Source organism: Pseudomonas sp. BIGb0176 (assembly GCF_024810175.1).
Classification (GTDB): Bacteria; Pseudomonadota; Gammaproteobacteria; order Pseudomonadales; family Pseudomonadaceae; genus Aquipseudomonas; species Aquipseudomonas protegens.
In genome coordinates this window covers 595,320-617,073 of sequence record NZ_JANUEC010000001.1, presented here as the reverse complement: position 1 = coordinate 617,073, position 21,754 = coordinate 595,320, and the positions used below count along the sequence as shown (strand labels likewise).

Below are 21,754 nucleotides of genomic sequence, written 5' to 3'. Positions count from 1 at the left end.
AAGGAGAGTTTGCCCCCATGACTCAGAAGAGCCCCGCGAACGGACACGATAGCAACCACTTCGACGTAATCATCCTCGGTTCGGGCATGTCCGGTACCCAGATGGGGGCCATCCTGGCCAAACAACAGTTTCGCGTGCTGATCATCGAGCAGTCGTCGCACCCGCGGTTCACGATCGGCGAATCGTCGATCCCCGAAACGTCTCTCATGAACCGCATCATCGCTGATCGCTACGACATTCCGGAGCTCGGCCACATCACCTCGTTCTACTCGACGCAGCGTTACGTTTCGTCGAGCACGGGCATCAAGCGCAACTTCGGCTTCGTGTTCCACAAACCTGGCCAGGAGCACGACCCGAAGGAGTTCACGCAGTGCGTCATTCCCGAGCTGCCGTGGGGGCCGGAGAGCCATTATTACCGGCAGGACGTCGACGCCTATCTGTTGCAAGCGGCCATCAAATATGGCTGCACGGTCCGCCAGAAGACGAGCGTGACCGAATATCACGCGGACAAGGACGGCGTGGCGGTGACCACCGCCGAGGGCGAGCGGTTCACCGGCCGGTACATGATCGACTGCGGAGGACCCGGCGCGCCGCTGGCGACCAAGTTCGGGCTCCGCGAAGAGCCGTGTCGCTTCAAGACGCACTCGCGCAGCCTCTACACGCACATGCTCGGGGTCAAGCCGTTCGACGACATCTTCAAGGTCAAGGGGCAGCGCTGGCGCTGGCACGAAGGAACCCTGCACCACATGTTTACCGGCGGCTGGCTCTGGGTGATTCCGTTCAACAACCACCCGCGCTCGACCAATAACCTGGTGAGCGTCGGCCTGCAGCTCGACCCGCGTATCTACCCGAAAACCGACATTCCCGCGCAGCAGGAATTCGACGAGTTCCTCGCGCGGTTCCCGAGCATCGGCGCTCAGTTCCGGGACGCCGTGCCAGTGCGCGACTGGGTCAAGACCGACCGCCTGCAGTTCTCGTCGAACGCCTGCGTCGGCGACCGCTACTGCCTGATGCTGCACGCGAACGGGTTCATCGACCCGCTCTTCTCCCGGGGGCTCGAGAACACCGCGGTGACCATCCACGCGCTCGCGGCGCGCCTCATCAAGGCGCTACGCGACGACGACTTCTCCCCCGAGCGCTTCGAGTACATCGAGCGCCTGCAGCAAAAGCTTTTGGACCACAACGACGACTTCGTCAGCTGCTGCTACACGGCGTTCTCGGACTTCCGCCTATGGGACGCGTTCCACCGGCTGTGGGCGGTCGGCACTATCCTCGGGCAGTTCCGGCTGGTGCAAGCCCACGCGAGGTTTCGCGCGTCGCGTGACGAGGGCGACCTCGATCACCTCGACAACGACCCGCCGTACCTCGGGTACCTGTGCGCGGACATGGAGCAGTACTACCAGTTGTTCAACGACGCCAAAGCCGAGGTCGAGGCCGTGAGCGCCGGGCACAAGTCGGCCGAGGAGGCCGCGTTGCGGATTCACGCCCTCATCGACGAACGAGACTTCGCCAAGCCGATGTTCGGCTTCGGGTACTGCATCACCGGGGACAAGCCGCAGCTCAACAACTCGAAGTACAGCCTGATACCGGCGATGAAGCTGATGTACTGGACGCAAACCCGCGCGCCGGCAGAGGTGAAGAAGTACTTCGACTACAACCCGATGTTCGCGCTGCTCAAGGCGTACATCACCACCCGCATCGGCTTGGCTCTGAAGAAGTAGTCGGCCAAGGACGGCACACACGCGATGAACAACATTCAATTGGATCAAGCGAACGTCAAGAAGCATCCCCCGGGGGCGTACGACGCGACCACACGCGTGGCCGCGAGCTGGTACGTCGCGATGCGCTCGAACGACCTCAGGGACAAGCCGAAGGAGTTGACGCTTTTTGGCCGTCCGTACGTGGCGTGGCGCGCAGCGACGGGGCAGGCCGTGGTGATGGACCGCCACTGCTCGCACCTGGGCGCGAACCTGGCTGACGGGCGGATCAAGGACGGGTGCATCCAGTGCCCGTTTCACCACTGGCGCTACGACGAGCAAGGCAAGTGCGTTCACATCCCCGGCCACAGCGAGGTGGTGCGCCAGCTGGAGCCGGTGCCACGCGCGGCGCGCCAGCCGACGTTGGTCACCACCGAGCGATACGGCTACGTGTGGGTCTGGTACGGCTCCCCGCAGCCGCTGCACCCGCTGCCCGAAATCACCGCAGCCGACGTCGACAACGGCGACTTCATGCACCTGCACTTCGCGTTCGAGACGACGACGGCGGTTTTGCGGATCGTCGAGAACTTCTACGACGCACAGCACGCAACCCCCGTGCACGCGCTCCCGATCTCGGCCTTCGAGCTCAAGCTCTTCGACGACTGGAGCCGGTGGCCGGAGGTTGAGTCGCTGGCCCGGGCGGGCGCGTGGTTCGGTGCCGGGATCGACTTCCACGTGAACCGCTACTTCGGCCCCCTCGGCATGCTGTCGCGCGCGCTCGGCCTGAACATGTCGCAGATGAACCTGCACTTCGATGGCTACCCCGGCGGGTGCATCATGACCGTTGCCCTGGACGCAGACGTCAAATACAAACTGCTCCAGTGTGTGACACCGGTGAGCGACGGCAAGAACATCATGCACATGCTCATCTCGATCAAGAAGGTGGGCGGCGTCCTGCGCCGTGCGACCGACTTCGTGCTGTTCGGGCTGCAGACCAGACAGGCAGCGGGGTACGACGTCAAAATCTGGAACGGGATGAAGCCCGACGGCGGCGGCGCGTACAGCAAGTACGACAAGCTCGTGCTCAAGTACCGTGCGTTCTACCGCGGCTGGGTCGACCGTGTCGCGAGTGAGCAGTAATGCGTGAGGCCGAGCCGGTAGCGGTCGCGTCGCGCTGCCCGGCGCTTGCGAACCTTTCGAGCTGCGTCACGGAGATCACGGCGTACGGCGCGGCGGACCCGCTTGGGCTCGCGGCCACCCGCTTGGTGTCGGTGTCGCTCTTTGCGAGGTATTGATGACCATCTGGCTGTTGCAACTCGTGCTGGTGATCGCGCTCTGCAACCTCTGCGGCCGCCTTGCCGAACGGCTCGGCCAGTGCGCGGTGGTCGGCGAGATCGCGGCCGGCCTGCTGTTGGGGCCTTCGCTGTTCGGCGTGATCGCACCGAGTTTCTACGACCTGTTGTTCGGCCCACGTACGCTGTCAGCCATGGCGCAAGTCGGCGAAGTCGGCCTGATACTGCTGATGTTTCAGATCGGTCTGCATATGGAGTTGAGCGAGACGCTGCGCGGCAAGCGCTGGCGCATACCTGTCGCGATCGCGGCGGGCGGGCTCATCGCGCCGGCCGCGATCGGCATGATCGTCGCCATCGTCTCGAAAGATACGCTCGCCAGCGACGTGCCGGCGCTGCCCTACATACTCTTTTGCGGTGTCGCACTTGCGGTATCAGCGGTGCCGGTGATGGCGCGCATCATCGACGACCTGGCGCTCGGCGCCATGGTCGGCGCACGGCACGCAATGTCTGCCGCGATGCTGACGGATGCGCTCGGCTGGATGCTGCTGGCAACGATTGCCTCGCTATCGAGCGGGCCTGGCTGGGCATTTGCGCACATGCTCGTCAGCCTGCTCGTGTACCTGGTGCTATGCGCGCTCCTGGTGCGCTTCGTGGTGCGACCGGTGCTTGCGCGGCTCGCCTCGACTGCGCATGCGACGCGCGACCGCTTGGCCGTGTTGCTCTGCTTTGTAATAGCCTCGGCACTCGCGACGTCGCTGATCGGATTCCATAGTGCATTTGGCGCACTTGCGGCGGCGCTGTTCGTGCGGCGCGTGCCCGGCGTCGCGAAGGAGTGGCGCGATAACGTCGAAGGTTTCGTCAAGCTTGTACTGATGCCGGTGTTCTTCGCGTGTGCGGGGCTGCATGCGTCGGTCGGCACGATCGACGACGCGGCATCATGGATGTGGTGCGGGGTATTCCTCGTGGGCGGATTCATCGGCAAGTTCGGCGGCAGCTATCTGGGCGCGCGTGGCACTGGGCTGGCGCCGCACGATGCGATGCTGGTGAGCTCGTTGATGAATACGCGCGGGCTGATGGAGCTAATCGTCCTGTCAATCGGCCTGCAGATGCAGATTCTTCCGCCAAAGGTCTACACGATCCTCGTGGTGTTCGCGCTGGTGACGACGGCGCTGACCGCACCGCTGGTTCGATTCACGCTGCGCATGCAAACACGCGCAATGAGCCAACAGGCCGCCTGAGCCAGCTTGAGGGGAGAGCTCACCATGATTGCTGCCACCGAAACCAAAGTTCACGATTTGCTCGATGCCGAGGGCCGCGATGTCCGCGATGCCCGTGAACTGCGCAACGTGCTGGGACAGTTTGCTACCGGTGTGACCGTGATCACCACCCGCACCGCTGACGGCCGCAACGTCGGTGTGACGGCCAACTCGTTCTCCTCACTGTCGCTGTCACCGGCGCTGGTGCTCTGGAGCCTGGCACGCACGGCACCGAGCCTGAAGGCCTTTTGCTCCGCGAGCCACTTCGCCATCAACGTACTGGGCGCGCACCAGCACCACCTGTCGGAGCAGTTCGCACGGGCAGCAGCCGACAAGTTCGCTGGTGTAGCTCATTCCTATGGCAAGGCGGGAGCCCCGGTGCTGGACGATGTGGTGGCAGTGCTGGTGTGCCGCAACGTCACCCAGTACGAGGGCGGTGACCACCTGATCTTCATTGGCGAGATCGAACAATACCGCTACAGCGGCGCAGAACCGCTGGTCTTCCATGCAGGCCAGTACCGAGGTCTAGGGAGCAATAGAGCAGAAAGCGTCCTCAAGCACGAATAGCCCGGCTCATGTGATCTTTTGCCGGGAAGGGTCACTGATCCAGGTGCCCCTTGATGTGGCAGCAGCTCGACCTCAGTGGCTCAAGGGCAAGCGCCTCACCCAGGGCCCAGCGCGACCCGCTGGCCAGGCTGCGAGCAGCACTGCCTAGGGCAGAGGGTAGCTGCCCGGCAACAGAATGCTGTGATCCAGATGCTGCACATCGGTGTGCCCACACAGGGCCAGGGTCAGGTCCATTTCTCTGGCGATGATCTCCAGGGCCTTGGCCACCCCTGCCTCACCCATCGCCCCCAGGCCATACAGGTGCGCGCGCCCGAGCATGACCCCCTGGGCGCCCAGCGCCAGGGACTTGATCACGTCCTGCCCGCTGCGGATACCGCTGTCGAGCCAGACTTCGATCCGCTCGCCGACCGCCTCGACGATCGCCGGCAGCATGCTGATGCTGGAGGGCGCACCGTCCAGCTGGCGTCCGCCATGGTTGCTGACAATCAGGCCATCGGCGCCGCTGTCAGCCGCCAGGCGGGCATCCTCCACATCCAGGATGCCCTTGAGGATCAACCTGCCGCCCCAGCGTTCCTTGATCCATTGAATGTCGTCCCAGCTCAGGCAAGGGTCGAACTGCTGGTAGGTCCAGTCGGCCAGTTGACGCATGTCATCCACGCCTTTGACATGCCCCATGATGTTTCCGAAGTGGTGACGACGGGTACTCAACATCCCTTTGATCCAGCGCGGTTTGCCGAGGATGTTCAACAGGCTGGAGGGGTTCAGTCGCGGTGGAATGCTCAGGCCGTTTTTCAGGTCCTTGTGGCGCTGGCCGCTCAACTGCAGATCAAGGGTCAGGACCAGGGCATCACAACCAGCGGCCTTGGCCCGGTCGATGAGGCTGGCGACGAACTCGCGGTCACGCATGACGTAGAGCTGGAACCAGAAAGGTGCGACGGTGGCTTCGGCGATGTCCTCCAGGGAGCAAATGCTGACCGTCGACAAGGTGTAGCGAATGCCGGCAGCGGCGGCGGCGCGGGCAGCAAGGATCTCGCCGTCGGCGTGGATCATCCCCGCCAGGCCAGTGGGCGCAATGGCCAACGGCATGGCCATGTCGATGCCCATTCTGCGAGCGCTGAGCGAACGATGCTCGATGTTGCGCGCGACTCGCTGGCGCAGCTTGATCGTGCTGAAGTCGGCCTGGTTGGCTCGGTAGGTGCTCTCGGTCCAGGAGCCGCCATCGACATAGTCATGGAACATTCGCGGCACCCGTCGCTGGGCCATTGCACGCAGGTCTTCGATACAGGTGATGATGGGCATTGGCCCGCTCCCGATTGAGGTTCAGCGCGAGATTAACGGCCCGCCCGAGACGTCACCGGGAAAAGATTTCGCGCTTATCGGGCATAACTTTCCTACAGCGAATACTTCAAGCGTGCCTGCGCCTCAAGCACGGTTTCATGACAGACCCGAGTCAACCAGGTGCTGAAGGCTTCTGCCGCCGGCGATGGCTGCCGTACTCGCAGTTGATAGTGAAATGAGGGCTCGCTACGTACCTTGCCAATCGCCACCAACTGCCCATCGGCCAGCCACGCCTGTGCCAGTGAGGGCCGCGCCAGGACCACGCCCTGGGCTTTGGCTGCTGCCTCAAGCATCATGCCCAGGTCCAGCAGGGCCGGGCCCTGCCGCGGCTCGACGAGTTCCAGGCCGGCTTGCATGAACCAGGGCCGCCAGGGCTCCAGGGGTGAACGCAACAAGGGCAGGCGGGCGAAATCCCGCACCGGATCCAGGCCGGGGAAATGCGCCAGCAAAGCCGGTGCGGCCATGGGCTGCAGTTGTTCGTCGAGCAGCCGCTGACAAGGCGCGACCTCCGCGCTGTCGCCACTTATCAGCACATCGCAAGCTCCGCCATCGACACTGCCCATGGGCGCACTCAGCTGGATCTGCAGTTCGACTTCCGGGTAGGCCAGGCTGTGCTCCTGCAGACGCGGGATAAGAACCTGCCGGGCGAAGGTCGGCGGGCAAATGACCGTCAGGTGCTGCTTGCGCTGTACCGGACGCTGATGACCGGGGATTGCCAGCAACTGCGCGAGGATCGGGCTGACCTGCTCCAGGTAGACCTGCCCCTGCACAGTCAGCACCAGACTGCCGCCCTGGCGCTCGAACAACGATATGCCCAGCAGTTGCTCCAGGCCCGCTACGCGCTTGCGCAAGGCGCTGCCGGTGAGCGCCAGGGCATCGGCCGCGCGCTCGAAACTCTGCAATTGCGCGGCCGCCCGGAAGGCCAGCAGAGCATCCAGGGAAGGCAGTCGATAGTCTGTGAAGTTGTTCATCTCGGGGCTCCTGGGCGCACTACGACGACGGTCCGGGCACAGTGCCTGGTACAGCGCTACGCCAGTATCTGGATCTTACCCAGCCTGCTGGCGCCGGGGCGATATCTACAAAACGCCGTGAGAAAAACCCTCCCGTCAAGCGCGCCTTTTATTCCTAATGAGTTGCAGCCGTGCTGGCTAGGATGGTCCTCGCGACCGTTAAAACAACAACAAGAAGGAAGACCAGCCATGCTTAAAACTGCTCTCACCACCCTGACCCTGGCGCTATCCTGCTGCACCGTCCAGGCCGATACGCTGACCGTGGTTTCCGTCGGCGGCCTGAACAAGCAAGCCCAGCAACAGGCGTTCTACACCCCCTTCGAGCAGCAGCACTCGATTAGCGTTCGGGCCGGCGAGTACAACGGCGAAATCGGCATGATCAAGGCCATGGTCGAGACCGGGAGTGTCGGCTGGGATGTGGTCGAAGTGGATCATGCCGAAATACAGCGCGGCTGCGACGAGGGGTTGTTCGAACGGCTGCCGGCCATGCCTGGCGTGACCCAAAGCGACTTTATCGAGGGCGCCCTGAGTGAATGTGGAGTGGGCATCTTCATCTGGTCCACTGCCTTGGTCTACAACCCCAAGGCTGTGTCCAAGCCCCCAACCGGCTGGGCCGACCTTTGGGACCTGAAGACCTTTCCCGGCAAGCGAGCGCTGCACAAAGGCGCCAAGCTGACCCTGGAGATCGCCCTGATGGCCGACGGCGTGCCCCGCGATCAGGTGTACAAGGTGCTGCGTGAAGCCGATGGCGTGGACCGCGCGTTTCGCAAGCTGGACCAAATCAAGCAACAGATCCAGTGGTGGGAATCAGGGGCTCAGCCCTTGCAGTGGCTGGCAGCCGGGGATGTCAGCATGACCTCGGTCTACACCGCCCGCGCCATCAGTGCGCAACAGGCCGGCTATGACTTCCCGCTGGTGTGGGAAGGCAACCTCTACGACATGGACAGCTGGGGCATCGTCAAGGGCAGCCCGAATGTGCCGGCGGCGTTGAAGTTCATTGCTTTTGCCAGCTTGCCGGCGCAGCAGAAACAGTTCGCCGAAATCATGCACAACGGCCCGACCCACAAGCAAGCGCTGGCACTTGTCGCGCCCGAGACCCAGCGCAACTTCCCCACCGCCCAGCAGAATATGGCCCAGGCCCTGAAGGTCGACAGCGAATTCTGGATCGACCATGGGCATGAGCTGGAAGAGCGCTTCAACGCCTGGGCCGCGCGCTAGGCTTGCGAGCTAGGCGGCGCTCGCCACCGGTAATAGTTTAGTCCTGGACGATCCAAGGATCACGACTGCCCGATGTTCAGATCATGCCCCCCATGCCATGTTGGCAGGTGGAGCACGAACGCTGGCCCCCAGTCCAGCCTGAGCTCTGATTGTGCGGCTTCGCGACAGTCGCCCCGTTGTTCTGACCAACGCAGTCAGAACGATCCCGGTGTACCGGAATGTCTCGAAGACATCCTTGTAGCGTAGGAGATAATAATAATGATCAAAACTCTGAAGTTCACCGCCCTGGCCACAGGCTTGATGACCACCTCCCTTGGGCTTGCAGCCGACCTCACCATTGTTTCCTTCGGTGGCGCCAACAAGGACGCTCAAGTGAAGGCGTTCTATCAGCCATGGCAGCGAAGCAGTGGTGGCAAAATCATCGCTGGCGAATACAACGGCGAAATGGCCAAGGTCAAGGCGATGGTCGACACCGGCAGCGTCTCCTGGGACGTCGTCGAAGTTGAGTCCGCCGAATTAGCCAGAGGGTGCGATGAGGGGATGTTCGAAACACTGGACCCAGCTCAACTCGGCCTCGACAGCACAGAGTTCGTACCCGGTGCAATCCAGCCCTGCGGGATTGGTTTCCTGGTCTATTCAACAGTCCTGGCCTACAACACCAACAAGCTGGCGCGAGCACCCACCGGCTGGAAGGATTTCTGGGATGTGGAGAGATTCCCCGGCAAACGAGGCCTGCGCAAACTGGCCAAGTCGACCTTGGAGTTCGCGTTGATTGCCGATGGTGTCGAGTCTCATGACCTCTATTCAGTACTCGCCACCAAGGCAGGCCAGGACCGTGCGTTCGCCAAGCTGGATGAGATCAAGCCCCACGTTCAATGGTGGGAAGCCGGAGCCCAACCGCCCCAATACCTGGCAGCCGGGGACGTGGTGATGACCTCGGTGTACAACGGCCGCCTCTCGGCTGAGCAGCGCAAAAAATACGGCCTGGACATTGTATGGTCCGGTGGTCTCTACGAATTCGACTCTTGGGCCATCCCGCGCGGAGCCTCGCAAAAGGCCAAGGCTTACCAATTCATCAGTTTCTCCGTCTCGCCGGGGCAGCAGAAGCTTTTCTCCGAGCATATCGATTACGGCGCGGCCAATCTCGCCGCCATGGGTCTGCTCGACAAGGCGCGCATTGCCGAACTGCCTACTGCACCACAGAACCTCGCGCAACAGGTACCGGTTGATGCGGTGTTCTGGGCCGACCATGGCGAGCAACTGGAACAGCGCTTCAACGCCTGGGCGGCACGCTGAAGTCGCCAGCCCGGCGTCGAACTGACGCCGGGCTGCATCTGGCGTTCCAAGGCGTCCCGTAACGCCCGTCATTGCGACACTTGCCGGATCAAGGCTTGGCCAGGCTTGCTTTCTCCAAGGTGGCACCCACCTAAAGAGTTCGTAAAGACTGCCCGCCCGCCCCTCCCGGCACCTGGCGAATGCGCTTCAATAGCCTGCAAGCCAAGCCTGAAGCTCCCGGAGAAGCCCATGAGCAAAGTCGCCCGCTATCTGCAGGTCGAAGACATCCTCCTGGCGGTCAATGTCACGAACAAGCAGCGCCTGTTCGAGCAGGTCGGCCAGCACCTGCAAGAGACCCGGCAACTGCCGGCGGATTGGGTGGCCGCCAGCCTGTGGCGCCGGGAGCTGGCGGCCAGTACCGCCATCGGTGAAGGGGTCGCGGTGCCCCACGCGCGACTCGCCGAGCTCGATCGCATTCATGCGCTGTACCTGCGGCCGCAGACCGCCATGGCCTTTGCCGCCCCGGACCAGCAGCCGGTCAGCGATATCCTGGTGCTGCTGGTGCCCGCTCCCGCCGATCAGCAGCACCTGGACCTGCTGGCCGACACCGCCCGGCTGTTTACCAACCCGCGGTTTCGCCAGGCCCTGCTGCGCTGTACTGCGCCGATGCAGGTCAAACAGCTGTTCGATCACTGGTAGCTTGACCCAGACACCTGCTCCAGCACGCAATACCCATTTGCCGCTCCCCCGCGGCAAATGGGATAGCCCAAGCCCCACCGATCACCTTCCGGCACAAGATTTCATCTATTGGCGGTTAGCCGACTCATCCATTAACGTTCATTACACCTCGCGCAGCCCAGCGCTTGAGGGGGTGCCTGCCCTGCCGTCGCGCCGCTCTCCATATTCCTGTTGAACTCACTCACTGATTGCTCAATTAGAGAGAATATGAACAAGCCACAGCTGCTGCCTGTAGCCACTGGCGGCCGGCGTCCTCACAGGGACGAAGGTACCGGTCGAAAATCCTCTGGGCACCTGTCTCTTCTGTTGCTTGCCCGCTCGTCCCTGAACCTGATCTGCATCGCAGCCCTCGCCAGCTGCGCCGTGGGGCCGGATTTCAGCCGCCCGGAACTGAGCCGGGACGCCGGCTACAGCGCCACGCCCCTGCCGCCCGGCACCGTCACGGCGGGGGTCGCCGCCGGTGGCGCGGCGCAGCGACTGGTGAACGGCATGGACATTCCCGGGCAGTGGTGGACGCTGTTCCGCTCGCCGCAACTCGATGCCCTGGTGCAGGAAGCGCTGCAGGCCAACCCGGATATCGACGCCGCCCAGGCCGCGCTGCGCCAGGCCAATGAACTGCTGTACGCCGAACAGGCGTCGCTGTTTCCCTCCCTCAGCGCCTCGGCCTCGAAAACCCGCGAGAAGGTGTCCGCCGCCAGCGCCCTGGGCTCCAGCGGCGGTGCGGCAGCGGCCGGGGGCTCTGCGGCGCAGATCTTCACGGTCAACTCGGCGTCCCTGAGTGTGTCCTACGCCCCCGACGTGTTTGGCGGTACCCGCCGGCAGATCGAGGCCAGCGGTGCCCAGGCCGACTACCAGCGCTACCAGCTGGAGGCGACCTACCTGACCCTCACCGCCAACCTGGTGAACACCGCCATCAGCCTGGCCTCGATCCGTGACCAGATCGCCGCCACCGAAACCGTGATTCGCCTGCAGAGCGACCAGCTCGACCTGCTGCAGGCCCAGCGTCGACTGGGTGCCATCGGCGACAGCGATCTGCTGACCCAGCAAGCGACCCTGGCCCAGACCCGCGCCACCCTGCCGCCCTTGCAGAAACAGCTGGCCCAGACCCGCAACCAGTTGCAGGCCTACCTGGGTCGCTTCCCCAGCCAGGACCGTGGCGAACACTTCCAGCTGGCCTCCCTGCACCTGCCCGAGGAACTGCCCCTGAGCCTGCCTTCGGCCATCGTCGAGCAGCGGCCCGACGTGCGTTCCGCCGAGGCCCAGTTGCATCAGGCCAGCGCCGATATCGGCGTGGCCATCGCCAACCAGTTGCCGCAGTTCAGCATTACCGGTTCCCTGGGCTCCACGGCGCTGGCGGGCACCAAACTGTTTTCCTCCGGCACCGGGGTCTGGAGCCTGGCCGGCTCCATCGCCCAGCCGCTGTTCGACGCCGGCGCCCTGGAGCATCGCAAGCGCGCCGCGGTGGCCGCCTATGAGCAGGCCGCAGCGCGCTATCGCGGCACGGTGATCACCGCCTTCCAGGACGTAGCCAATGCCCTGCGTGCCCTGCAGGCCGACGCCGAGGCCCTGCAACAGCAAGTGCTGGCCGAGACCGCCGCGCGCCAGAGCCTGGACCTGGCCCAGGCCCAGTACCGCCTGGGCGCGGTGGGCTACCTGAACCTGCTGACCGCGCAGCAGACCTACCAGAACGCGATTGTCAGCCGGGTGCGGGCCCAGGCCGCCCGCTACAGCGACACCACGGCGCTGTTCCAGGCCCTGGGTGGCGGCTGCTGGCAGCGCCAGGATGTCGACCCCGACAGCCTCGGCAGCCCCGATCGTTTCGGCTGGCCGTCGCTCAAGGAGATGTACCCACCGCCCGCGGCCCAGCACCGCGAACAGGCTCAAGCCGGCCAGCCGGGCCGGCTCCAGGGGCCGGCAGCCGCCGCGCCGTCCACTCGACCTGCACCCTTGCCTTAAGTGAGATCCGCCATGGCCGATGTCCACTCCAGCCCCTCCCCTGCGCACCCCGGCACGGCCCCCCAGGCGCCGCGCAAGCGCCGGCTGCTGCGGCCGATGCTGATCATGCTCGGCGTGGTGCTGCTGATCGTCGCGGTGATCGGCGGGGTCAAGTTCGCGCAGATCTCCAAGCTGATCGCCCAGGCCAAGGTGCCCCTGCCGCCCGCGGTGGTTACCGCCATCAAGGCCCAGTACGAAGAGTGGCAGCCCAGCGTCTCCGCGGTGGGCTCGATGAAGACCGTGCGCGGGGTGGACGTGACCACCGAGGTCGGCGGCATCGTGCGCAGCATCGGCTTCAAGCCCGGCCAGGAAGTGGCCGCCGGCGACCTGCTGGTGCAGTTGAATGCCGACTCCGACATCGCCCAGTTGCACTCCCTGGAAGCCACCGCGGCCCTGGCCGGCACGGTGCTCAAGCGCGACCGGGCGCAACTGAAGGTGAGCGCGGTGTCCCAGGCCCTGGTCGAGGCCGACGAAGCCGACCTCAAGGCCAAACTGGCCGCTGCCGAACAGCAGCGCGCGCTGGTGGCGAAGAAGAGCATCCGCGCGCCCTTTGCCGGGCGCATCGGCATCACCGCGGTCAACCCCGGGCAATACCTCAACCCGGGGGACAAGATCGCCAACCTGCAGACCTTCGACCCGATCTACATCGACTTCAACGTGCCCCAGGCCCAGGTGCAGCAGGTGGCCCTGGGCCAGAGCGTCACGGTCAGCGCCGACGGCCTGCCCAAACAGACGTTCACCGGCCGGGTCAGCTCCATCGACACCCAGTTCGACCCCAACACCCGCAACGTCACGGTGGAAGCCACCATCGACAACCCCAAGCGCAGCCTGGTGCCCGGCATGTTCGCCCGGGCCGTGGTGGCCTCAGGCGGCACCCAGCGTTACCTGACCCTGCCCCAGACCGCGGTCACCTATAACCCCTACGGCACCACGGTGTTCATCGCCAGCCAGAAGAACAACGACCAGGGCGACGCAGTGCTCACCGCGCAGCAGACCTTCATCGAAACCGGCCCCAACCGTGGCGACCAGGTGGCGGTGCTGTCAGGGGTCAAGGAAGGCGACCTGGTGATCACCAGCGGCCAGATGAAACTCAAGAACGGCTCGCCGGTGAAAGTCGACAACAGCCACGCGCCGCGCAACGATCCTTCGCCGACGCCGCAAGAGCACTAGGGCCCGCCATGAACTTCACCGATACCTTTATCAAGCGTCCGGTCTGGGCCGTGGTGGTCTCGCTGTTCATCCTGATCCTGGGCCTGCGCTCGATCTTCGAGCTGCCGGTGAACCAGTGGCCGCGCACGGAAAACACCGTGGTCACCATCAGCACCTATTACTACGGGGCCGACGCCGCCACCGTGGCCGGTTTCATTACCCAGCCCCTGGAGGCCGCCATCGCCCAGGCCCAGGGCATCGACTATCTGTCGTCCACCAGCATCACCGGGCTCTCCACCATTACCGCGACCCTGCGCCTGAACTACGACTCCAGCAAGGCGCTGACCGAGATCAACACCCAGGTCAACTCGGTGAAGAACCAGTTGCCGGCCCAGTCCCAGGAACCGGTGCTGACAGTAGCGGTGGGCCAGACCACCGACGCCATGTACCTGGGGTTCTACAGCGACACCCTGGCCACCAACAACATCACCGACTACCTGGTGCGGGTGGTCAAGCCCAAGCTCGATTCCCTGGAAGGCGTGCAGACCGCAGAGATCCTCGGCGGCCGCCAGTTCGCCCTGCGGGCCTGGCTCGACCCGGACAAGCTGGCGGCCCACAACGTCACCGCCCAGGACGTGGCCACGGCCCTGGGCAACAACAACTACCTGTCCGCCGTGGGCTCCACCAAGGGGCAGATGATCACCGTGGACCTCACCGCCGGCACCGACCTGCACACGGTGGACGAATTCAAGCGCCTGGTGGTCAAGCACAACGGCGACGCCCTGGTGTACCTGGAGGACCTGGGCAACGTCACCCTGGGGGCGGAAAACTACGACAGCAGCGTGGCTTTCTCCGGCAAGCGCTCGGTGTTCATCGGCATCAAGGCAGCGCCCACCGCCAACATCCTCAACGTCGCCGACAACGTGCGCAAAGCCTTCCCCGAACTGCAATCGCAACTGCCGGCCGGGGTGCGCGGCGAGATCGTCTACGACTCCACGGCCTTCATCAACACCTCGATCTTCGAGGTGGTGAAGACCCTGGTGGAAGCCATGATCATCGTCTCGGTGGTGATCTACCTGTTCCTCGGTTCGTTCCGTGCGGTGATCGTGCCGCTGGTGGCGATCCCGCTGTCGCTGGTGGGCACCTTCTTCGTCATGTACCTGCTGGGTTATTCCATCAACCTGCTGACCCTGCTGGCCCTGGTGCTGGCCATCGGTCTTGTGGTGGACGACGCCATCATCGTGGTGGAAAACGTCGACCGGCATATCAAGGAGCAAGGCCGCGGCGTACTGGAGGCGGCGCTGCTGGCGGCCCGCGAGCTGGGCGGCCCGATCATCGCCATGACCGTGGTGCTGATCGCCGCCTACGTGCCCATCGGCCTGCGCAGCGGCCTGACCGGGGCGCTGTTCAAGGAGTTCTGTTTTTCCCTGGCCGGCGCAGTGACGGTGTCGGCGGTGATCGCCCTGACCCTGTCGCCAATGATGACCTCGCGGCTGTTCAAGAGCGGCCAGGAGGAAGGCCGGTTCGCCAAGCGCCTGGACCGCTACTTCGACTGGCTGCGGGGGCGCTACCACCGGGTGCTGGCGGCCGGGCTGGATAGCTGGCCGGTGCTGGTGACCTTCGGCTTCCTGCTGTTCGTGCTGGTGGCCGCCAGTGGCCTGACCGCCAAGAGCGAGCTGTCGCCCACCGAGGACCAGGGCCTGGTGTTCATGCAGATCAAGGGCGCGCCCACCGCCTCGCCGCAGCAGATGGAGTGGATTGCCGACCAGGCGTTCCAGATCGCCAACAAGGAGCCCGAGTACCTGCAGATGTTCCAGCTCACCGGCCTGCCCTCGCTGAACCAGGGCCTGGGCGGGGTGCTGCTCAAGTCCTGGGAGGATCGTGACCGCTCCCAGGCGCAGTTGATCCTCGACCTGCAACAGAAGTGGAACCAGGTGCCCGGCGCCACCATCGCCGCCTTCCCCCTGCCCTCGCTGCCCGGCGCCCAGGGCCTGCCGGTGCAGTTCGTGATCAGCACCACCGAGTCGGTGGCCAACCTCAACGAGGTGGCCCAAGCGGTACTGGCCGAGGCCACCAAGCAGCAGCTGTTCTGGTTTTCCGACCTGGACCTCAAGCTCGACAAGCCCCAGGCCAAGCTGGTGGTGGACCGGGAAAAGATCGCCGCCCTGGGCATGACCCAGGCCGACGTCGGCGCCGCGCTCTCGGCGGCCCTGGGGGGCAACTACGTGAACTACTTCTCCACCGCCGGGCGCTCCTACAAGGTGATCCCCCAGGTGCTGCAGGTGGACCGGCTGAACCCCGAACAGATCCTCGACTACTACATCCGTACCCCGTCGGGGGCGATGATTGCAGCGCGCACCGTGGCCCATATCGAAACCTCCACCGAGCCTGAGTCGGTCAACCACTTCCAGCAGCTCAACTCGGCGACCCTGTCCGGGGTCAGCGGCGTGTCCCAGGGCGAGTTGCTGGCCCGGCTCAAGGGCATTCTGGAACAGGTGGCGCCGTCCGGGTACTCCAGCGACTACGCCGGCGAATCACGGCAGTTCATCCAGGAATCGGGGGGGTTCGTCGGCCTGTTGCTGTTCTCGATCCTGATCGTCTACCTGGCCCTGGCGTTCCAGTTCGAGAGCTACCGCGACCCGGTGGTGATCCTGTTCTCGGTGCCGCCGGCGCTGTTCGGCGCCCTGGCCTTCATCACCATGGGGTTCGCCTCGATCAACGTCTACACCCAGGTCGGGCTGGTGACGCTGCTGGGGCTGATCACCAAGCACGGGATCCTCATCGTGCAGTTCGCCAACCAATTGCAGCGCGCCGGACACAATAAGCGCGAAGCCATCGAAGAAGCCGCCGCGGTGCGCCTGCGGCCGATCCTGATGACCACCGCGGCCATGGTCCTGGGGGTGGTGCCGCTGGTCTGGGCTTCCGGCGCCGGCGCGGCGGGCCGCCACGACATGGGCCTGGTGATCTTTGCCGGGCTGTCCATCGGCACCCTGCTGACCCTGTTCATGGTGCCGGCCATGTACCTGTTCATTGGCAGTACGCACTCTGCCGCAAGCATCGAGAACCCGGGGGCGCAGGCGGATGCCGGAGCTTCCGACAGCGCCTGAACCCCTGCTCGATCGAAACCGCCGGGTATCAGGCCGGCACGCCCAGGATGATGTGGGACGCCTTGATCACCGCCGTGGCGCTGACGCCCGGGGCCAGGCCCAGTTCGGTCACCGCATCGCGGGTGACGATGGAATACACCTGGCTGCCGCCGCTGAGCTCCAGCACCACTTCGGCGTTGACCGCACCATCGGTGACGCTGATCACCTTGCCCTGCAGGCAGTTGCGAGCGGACAGGCGGATGCCCTCGGCATCGGTCATGAGCATCACCCAGGGTGCCTTGACCAGGGCCAGGGCCTCGGTGCCCGGGGCGATGCCCAGGCTACGCAGGCTTTGCAGGGTCACCACCGCCACCAGTTGCTCGCCGCCCTCCAGGGACAGCACCACCTCGGCGTTGACCGAACCCTCTTCCACCTGGCTGACCCGGCCTTTGAACACGTTGCGTGCACTGACTTTCATGTTGCATTCCTTTTATTGACTGCGGGGTTAGGATCGCCCGGCATGATCCGGGCGCACGTTGTGGAGAAACAACCATAGCGCCCGCCACTCAAAGCCGGATATTTCTCGCAGGCCCCGGGTCAATCCTGCTCTTGCAGGTGTTCGATAAAGGTCGTGCCGCTATAGCGCTCGCGAAACAGCCCCGCCTCCACCAGCATCGGTATCACCTGTTCCAGGAAAATGTGCATCGAACGGATCGAGCCCCCCGGCGCGGCGATAAAGCCGTCCATGGCGCCGGCCTCGGCCCATTCGACGATCTGTGCAAATGCATCTTCGGCGGTGCCTATCACTTGCCAGTGGGCCGCGGAAATCACTTCCGGGCGCAGCAGCAGTTCGTCCAGGCGCAGGGTTTCGCGCTCGATCAACCGCCGCAGCAGGTTGGTGTGGGTGCGGCTGCCGGGGTTGTGCACCGGGGCCGGCAGGTCGGCGGCGCTCACCGGGCGGTCCAGGGGCCAGTCGCTTAAATCGAGGCCGATCATCTGCTGGATCGAGGCGAACTTGCGCGCGTTGTCCGGGCGCCCGTGGGTTTGCATGAACAGCTCGCGGGCCTGTTCCCGGGTCGGCGCCAGGTACAGGCTCAGGCCCGGCAGCAGGCGGATGTCCTCGGGGCGGCGGCCGTGGCGCCGGGCCCGTTGCGAGAGGTCGCGACGCAGTTCCAGGGCCGCATCCTTGTCCGGGGTCGGGGCGAACACCAGGTCGGCCACCGAGGCGGCAAAGTCGCGACCGGTGTCCGAGGCGCCGGCCTGGACCAGGGGAATCCGTGCCTTGCCGAACGCCGGCAGGTTGAGCGGGCCGCGCACCCGGAAGTACTCGCCGGCATGGTCCACCGGGTGCACCTGGCTGCGGTCGGCGTAACGGCCGTTCTCCCGGTCCAGTAGCAGCGCCTGGTTGGGGTAGCTGGCCCACAGGTCGTGCACCAGGCGGGTGAACTCTGCCGCCCGGGCATAGCGCTCATCCGCGCCGGGCATGGCCTCCAGGCCGAAGTTCTCGTGGCCCTGCAAGGCGGTGACGATGTTCCAGCCGGCGCGGCCGTTGCTCACCCAATGCAGCGACTGCAACTGGCGCGCCACCACATAGGGCGGGAAGAAGGTGGTGGAAACGGTGGACACCAGGCCGATGCGGGACGTCTCCCGGGCGATGCACGCCAGCAGCACCGTGGGATCGAGGCTGGCGAAACCCGAGCCGCTTTCCAGGCCGTCCATGTTCAGGCAACTGACGTCGGGGCGGAACACGAAATCCAGGTGCGCGGCCTCGGAACGCTTGGCGATGTCCACGGCGAAGTCGGCGCTGTAGATGCCTTCGATATTGCTGTCGGGCTGGCGCCAGGCATCGCCACTGAGCCAGGTGGGGGCCAGGGACATGCCGATATGCAGGCGTTTGCGGTTACTCATCTGTTGCCAATCTCCTGTGTACGAATGAACGCCGGCAGCGCCTCGAGGGGCGGCCGGCGACGGGTTCCCGGGGCCTCAGAACGCCCCTTTGACGCCGATGCCCAGGGTCCGTGGCTGGGTCATGCTGGCCTCGATGCCGCCGATGCCGCGGTTCTGCTGCATGTAGGTGGGCGAGCGGTCGTCGAAGACGTTCTTGACGTAGCCATAGAGCTGCACCTGGTCGTTGAAGCGGTAGCTCATGCGCGCATCGGTCAGGGTGTAGGGCTTGATCGAATAGGCCGAGGTGTTGGCGGTATCCGAGTAGTAGCCGTCCAGGTAGCGCACCTGGGCATTGAGGTTCAGGCGCTCGGTGATGTCCCAGCTGGGGCCGAAGCTCAGGGTGTAGCCCGGCGAGCGGGCAAACTCGTTGTGGGCGTAGTCGGCGTTGCTGGAAATCTTGTCGATGCGGGTGCGCAAGGTACCGGCGCTGGCCTTGAGCCGCAGGTTGTCCAGCAGGCGATAGTCCAGATCCAGCTCCAGGCCATAGGCGTGGGCCTTCTCGGCGTTGATGGTGTAGGACTGTGCCACCCCCGGGGAAATCACCACCGGGATGTTGTACTGGGCGTCCTTGAAATCCATGTAGAACAGGTTGGTGTTGATCAGCAGGCGGTCGTCGAGAAAGCTCGCGCGGCTGAACAGCTCATAGTTCCAGATCGACTCTTCCTTGAAATAGGCCCATTGCCGGGTCGTCAGGTTCAGCGACACACCGCCCGGGTTGTAGCCCCGGCTGACCAGGCCACCGACGGTCCAGTGCGGGGTGGCGGCGTAGGCCAGGGAAACCTTGGGCAGCACGGTGGAGAAGGTCTTGTCGTAGTTCAGCGCGCCGGGAGCCAGCACCGAGTTGCCCGTGCGCTCGATGTGGTCCTGCTGGTAGCGCAGGCCGGTGCTCAGGGTCCACAGGTCGGTGAGCCGGTAGTTGAGCTCGCCGAAGATCCCCAGGTTGGTCTTGGTGTCGTCGAAGGCCGAACGGCCCCGCAGGTTGAGGGTTTCGTCGGTGCGGGTGCGGGCGTAGTAGATCCCGCCCATGCCACTGAGCAGGTCCTCTTTCTCACCGAAGGTCAGGCGCGACTCGTTGGAGGCGTTCTTCTGGTGGATGTCGGCATCGCCCTCGCCCGCCGCCCCGGTCACCCGGTGCACCGACGACAGCGAATACTGCGCCTGGTTGAACAGCTTGAGGCCATTACCCAGCTCATAGGAGACGTCGAGGATGCTGGTGTTGGTGTCCTGTTCCCAGGACGGCATGGTGGTGGAGCTGTGCTCCAGCTTGTGGAACGGCGCCGAGGCGGCTTCCTGGGTCGGGCGGTTGCTGTCGTTGTGGGCGAAGGTGAACTGGCTTTCCAGCCCTGGAATGTCGGTGGGCAACCACAGCAGCTTGGCCCGGGCATTGAGGTTGCGAAAATCCTGGTCGGTCTTGCCGCCCTGGAACTTCGGGTTGTCGTAGTCGATGAAGGTGTCGCGGGCCGAATAGTCCACTGCCAGGCGCCCGGCAAAGTCCTGGGCCAGGGGCCCGGACACCGCCACCGAACTGCGCCGCGAGTGGTAGCTGCCGATCTCCGCCTGGTAGGCCGCCTCGGGGGTGAAGGTCGGGTTCTTGGTGTTGACGATGATCGCCCCGGCAATCGCATTGGCGCCCTGGGAGGTGGTCTGCGGGCCGCGGAACACCTCGATGCTGTCCAGGTCCCAGACCGAGGTCGCGCCGAAGAACATCTCGTTGTAGTTCAGGTAGTGGCCGTCCAGGTTGATGGTGGCCCGCGGCACCGTACCACCCCAGAACACGTTCTGCCCGTTGTTCGGGCCCTGGGTGTCCTGGCCGCGGATGATCGGCGCGCCCACCGAGTCGGTGTAGATCACGTTGGGGCTGCCGTTGATGACCTCCGACACCGACGCATCGCCGGTCTTGTTCTGGTCGATATCGCGGTCGGTGATGATCGACACCGAGGAGGCGGTGTCCTTCAGCTCGCGGTCGAGTTTCTCACCGGTGACCACCAGCGATTCCAGGGCCAGGCTGCCTTTCCCTGGCTTGTCCGGCTGCCTGCTGTCCTCGGCCATCAGCGGCGGGCTCGCCAGCAGGGTGGACAAGGTGAGAACGCCAATACCGTGACTGAATGTGCGGTGCGTAAGGGCCATCAAAACTTCCTTCCAAATGAGAATGATCCTCTTTCACGATTAGGCTATCACGCTGCCATGATATTCCTCAATACGGAATACGTTCTGCAAATTGGAATGATCTACACTTTTGGCCCGGGCGCATTCCCCCGTCCCAGGCAGGCGGTGGAACCGGTATCATGGCCGCCGCTAGCGCCAGCGCCGCGCAGGCCGTAGCCTGCGTACCCCACGCGGCCAGACATTGGTGAGGAGACCCAGCCGTTGAACAGTTCGCAGCCCCCGTTGGACGAGACCCTGGATGCACCGCCGGAAAAACGTTCCGGGGTGATCCAGTCGGTGTCGATCGCCGCGCGTTTTCTCAACACCCTGGCCAATGCCGAGGGCGAGCTGGCCCTGGGGGAAGTGGCCCGGCGCACCGGCACGGGTGGCTCCACCGCCCACCGCTACCTGCAAAGCCTGGTCAAGGAAGGGCTGGCCAAGCAGGATCCGCTCAGTGGCCTGTACGACCTGGGCCCGGCGGCCCTGAGCATCGGCATTGGCGCGCTCAAGCGCATCGATGCGGTGGACATCGCCGCCCAGCGCATGAAAGCCCTGGCCCAGCGGCATGCCGCCAGCGGGGGCGTGGCGATCTGGACCGACCGCGGGCCGACCCTGGTGCGCTGGTACCGCAGCGCCTATTTCTCCATCAACCCCCTGGCCCTGGGGGACATCCTGCCCATCGACAACACCGCCTGCGGCCTGGTGTTCCAGGCCTTTCTGCCCAAGGCCGTGATCGACGCGGCGCGCAAGCAGCAGCCGGCGCATTTTCGCGGCACCCCGCCCAGTGCCGCGGTGCTCGACGAGGTACGACGCCGGCATTGGGCCGAACTCACCAGCCACCTGCTGTCCAACGTCACCGGGCAGGCCGCGCCGGTATTCGACGCCCAGCAGGAGATCGTCTGCGTGATGACCACGGTCACTGACCTGGGGCAATTGCAGGCCCCGCAAGACCGCGATGCGCTGTTCCATGAAGCGGCCCAGGTCAATCAGGCCACCGGTGGCCAGCGCGTGCCCCAGGAAGCGTTGCCGGCGCGCCCCTGA

General features: G+C 64.8%; 16 protein-coding genes. 11 read left to right on the top strand and 5 right to left on the bottom strand.

Annotation, left to right across the window (positions count from 1 at the left end; all coding sequences use genetic code 11):
* The first annotated feature begins 17 nt into the window (after window positions 1-17).
* The 4 genes from M2395_RS02545 to M2395_RS02530 all read left to right on the top strand — a co-directional run bounded on the left by M2395_RS02545 (window position 18) and on the right by M2395_RS02530 (window position 4,812).
* Window positions 18-1,721: an NAD(P)/FAD-dependent oxidoreductase gene (locus tag M2395_RS02545; RefSeq protein ID WP_065364322.1), complete on the top strand. Its 1,704-nt coding sequence runs from the start codon at window positions 18-20 to the stop codon at window positions 1,719-1,721.
* 24 nt (window positions 1,722-1,745) lie between these two features.
* A complete protein-coding gene (locus M2395_RS02540; RefSeq protein WP_123430555.1) occupies window positions 1,746-2,837 on the top strand; it encodes a Rieske 2Fe-2S domain-containing protein in 1,092 nt (363 codons plus the stop codon).
* Window positions 2,838-2,991: 154 nt separating this feature from the next.
* On the top strand, window positions 2,992-4,227 hold the full coding sequence (locus M2395_RS02535) for a cation:proton antiporter (RefSeq protein WP_019094363.1): 1,236 nt from the start codon (window positions 2,992-2,994) through the stop codon (window positions 4,225-4,227).
* A gap of 24 nt (window positions 4,228-4,251) precedes the next feature.
* A complete protein-coding gene (locus M2395_RS02530; RefSeq protein WP_015636044.1) occupies window positions 4,252-4,812 on the top strand; it encodes a flavin reductase family protein in 561 nt (186 codons plus the stop codon).
* Between the two features lie 144 nt (window positions 4,813-4,956).
* Here the strand turns inward: M2395_RS02530 and M2395_RS02525 are convergent, their stop codons facing one another.
* Together M2395_RS02525 and M2395_RS02520 are read right to left on the bottom strand one after the other, a co-directional pair.
* Window positions 4,957-6,111, bottom strand: a complete 1,155-nt coding sequence (locus tag M2395_RS02525) for an alpha-hydroxy acid oxidase (protein WP_053159253.1) — start codon at window positions 6,109-6,111, stop codon at window positions 4,957-4,959.
* Between the two features lie 92 nt (window positions 6,112-6,203).
* On the bottom strand, window positions 6,204-7,121 hold the full coding sequence (locus M2395_RS02520; RefSeq protein ID WP_053159255.1) for a LysR substrate-binding domain-containing protein: 918 nt from the start codon (window positions 7,119-7,121) through the stop codon (window positions 6,204-6,206).
* Window positions 7,122-7,349: 228 nt separating this feature from the next.
* On the opposite strand from M2395_RS02520, the gene M2395_RS02515 reads away from it, so the two are divergent.
* The 6 genes from M2395_RS02515 (at window position 7,350) to M2395_RS02490 (ending at window position 16,642) form a co-directional block, all read left to right on the top strand.
* Window positions 7,350-8,378 (top strand): ABC transporter substrate-binding protein, encoded by a 1,029-nt coding sequence (locus M2395_RS02515; RefSeq protein WP_053159257.1) that lies wholly within the window; start codon window positions 7,350-7,352, stop codon window positions 8,376-8,378.
* A 258-nt stretch (window positions 8,379-8,636) separates the two neighbouring features.
* Window positions 8,637-9,674: an ABC transporter substrate-binding protein gene (locus tag M2395_RS02510; protein ID WP_053159259.1), complete on the top strand. Its 1,038-nt coding sequence runs from the start codon at window positions 8,637-8,639 to the stop codon at window positions 9,672-9,674.
* A 228-nt stretch (window positions 9,675-9,902) separates the two neighbouring features.
* Window positions 9,903-10,352 carry a PTS sugar transporter subunit IIA gene (locus M2395_RS02505; RefSeq protein ID WP_015636047.1) on the top strand — a complete coding sequence of 150 codons (450 nt, stop codon included), beginning with the start codon at window positions 9,903-9,905 and terminating at the stop codon, window positions 10,350-10,352.
* Between the two features lie 246 nt (window positions 10,353-10,598).
* Window positions 10,599-12,347: an efflux transporter outer membrane subunit gene (locus M2395_RS02500; RefSeq protein ID WP_123430553.1), complete on the top strand. Its 1,749-nt coding sequence runs from the start codon at window positions 10,599-10,601 to the stop codon at window positions 12,345-12,347.
* A 96-nt stretch (window positions 12,348-12,443) separates the two neighbouring features.
* Complete coding sequence (locus tag M2395_RS02495; RefSeq protein ID WP_011061893.1) at window positions 12,444-13,556, top strand: efflux RND transporter periplasmic adaptor subunit; 1,113 nt, start codon at window positions 12,444-12,446, stop codon at window positions 13,554-13,556.
* Window positions 13,557-13,564: 8 nt separating this feature from the next.
* Entirely contained in the window at window positions 13,565-16,642 is a 3,078-nt protein-coding gene (locus tag M2395_RS02490) for an efflux RND transporter permease subunit (RefSeq protein WP_011061894.1), read from the top strand.
* A gap of 28 nt (window positions 16,643-16,670) precedes the next feature.
* Here the strand turns inward: M2395_RS02490 and M2395_RS02485 are convergent, their stop codons facing one another.
* From M2395_RS02485 to M2395_RS02475, 3 genes are all read right to left on the bottom strand, one after another.
* Window positions 16,671-17,099 (bottom strand): molybdopterin-binding protein, encoded by a 429-nt coding sequence (locus M2395_RS02485; protein WP_015636050.1) that lies wholly within the window; start codon window positions 17,097-17,099, stop codon window positions 16,671-16,673.
* A gap of 119 nt (window positions 17,100-17,218) precedes the next feature.
* The gene (locus tag M2395_RS02480) at window positions 17,219-18,529 is read right to left on the bottom strand and encodes an NtaA/DmoA family FMN-dependent monooxygenase (RefSeq protein ID WP_011061896.1); all 1,311 of its coding nucleotides are present in this window, start codon (window positions 18,527-18,529) and stop codon (window positions 17,219-17,221) included.
* Between the two features lie 75 nt (window positions 18,530-18,604).
* Window positions 18,605-20,698 (bottom strand): TonB-dependent receptor, encoded by a 2,094-nt coding sequence (locus M2395_RS02475; protein ID WP_093403950.1) that lies wholly within the window; start codon window positions 20,696-20,698, stop codon window positions 18,605-18,607.
* 270 nt (window positions 20,699-20,968) lie between these two features.
* On the opposite strand from M2395_RS02475, the gene M2395_RS02470 reads away from it, so the two are divergent.
* Window positions 20,969-21,754 carry an IclR family transcriptional regulator gene (locus M2395_RS02470; protein ID WP_169893601.1) on the top strand — a complete coding sequence of 262 codons (786 nt, stop codon included), beginning with the start codon at window positions 20,969-20,971 and terminating at the stop codon, window positions 21,752-21,754.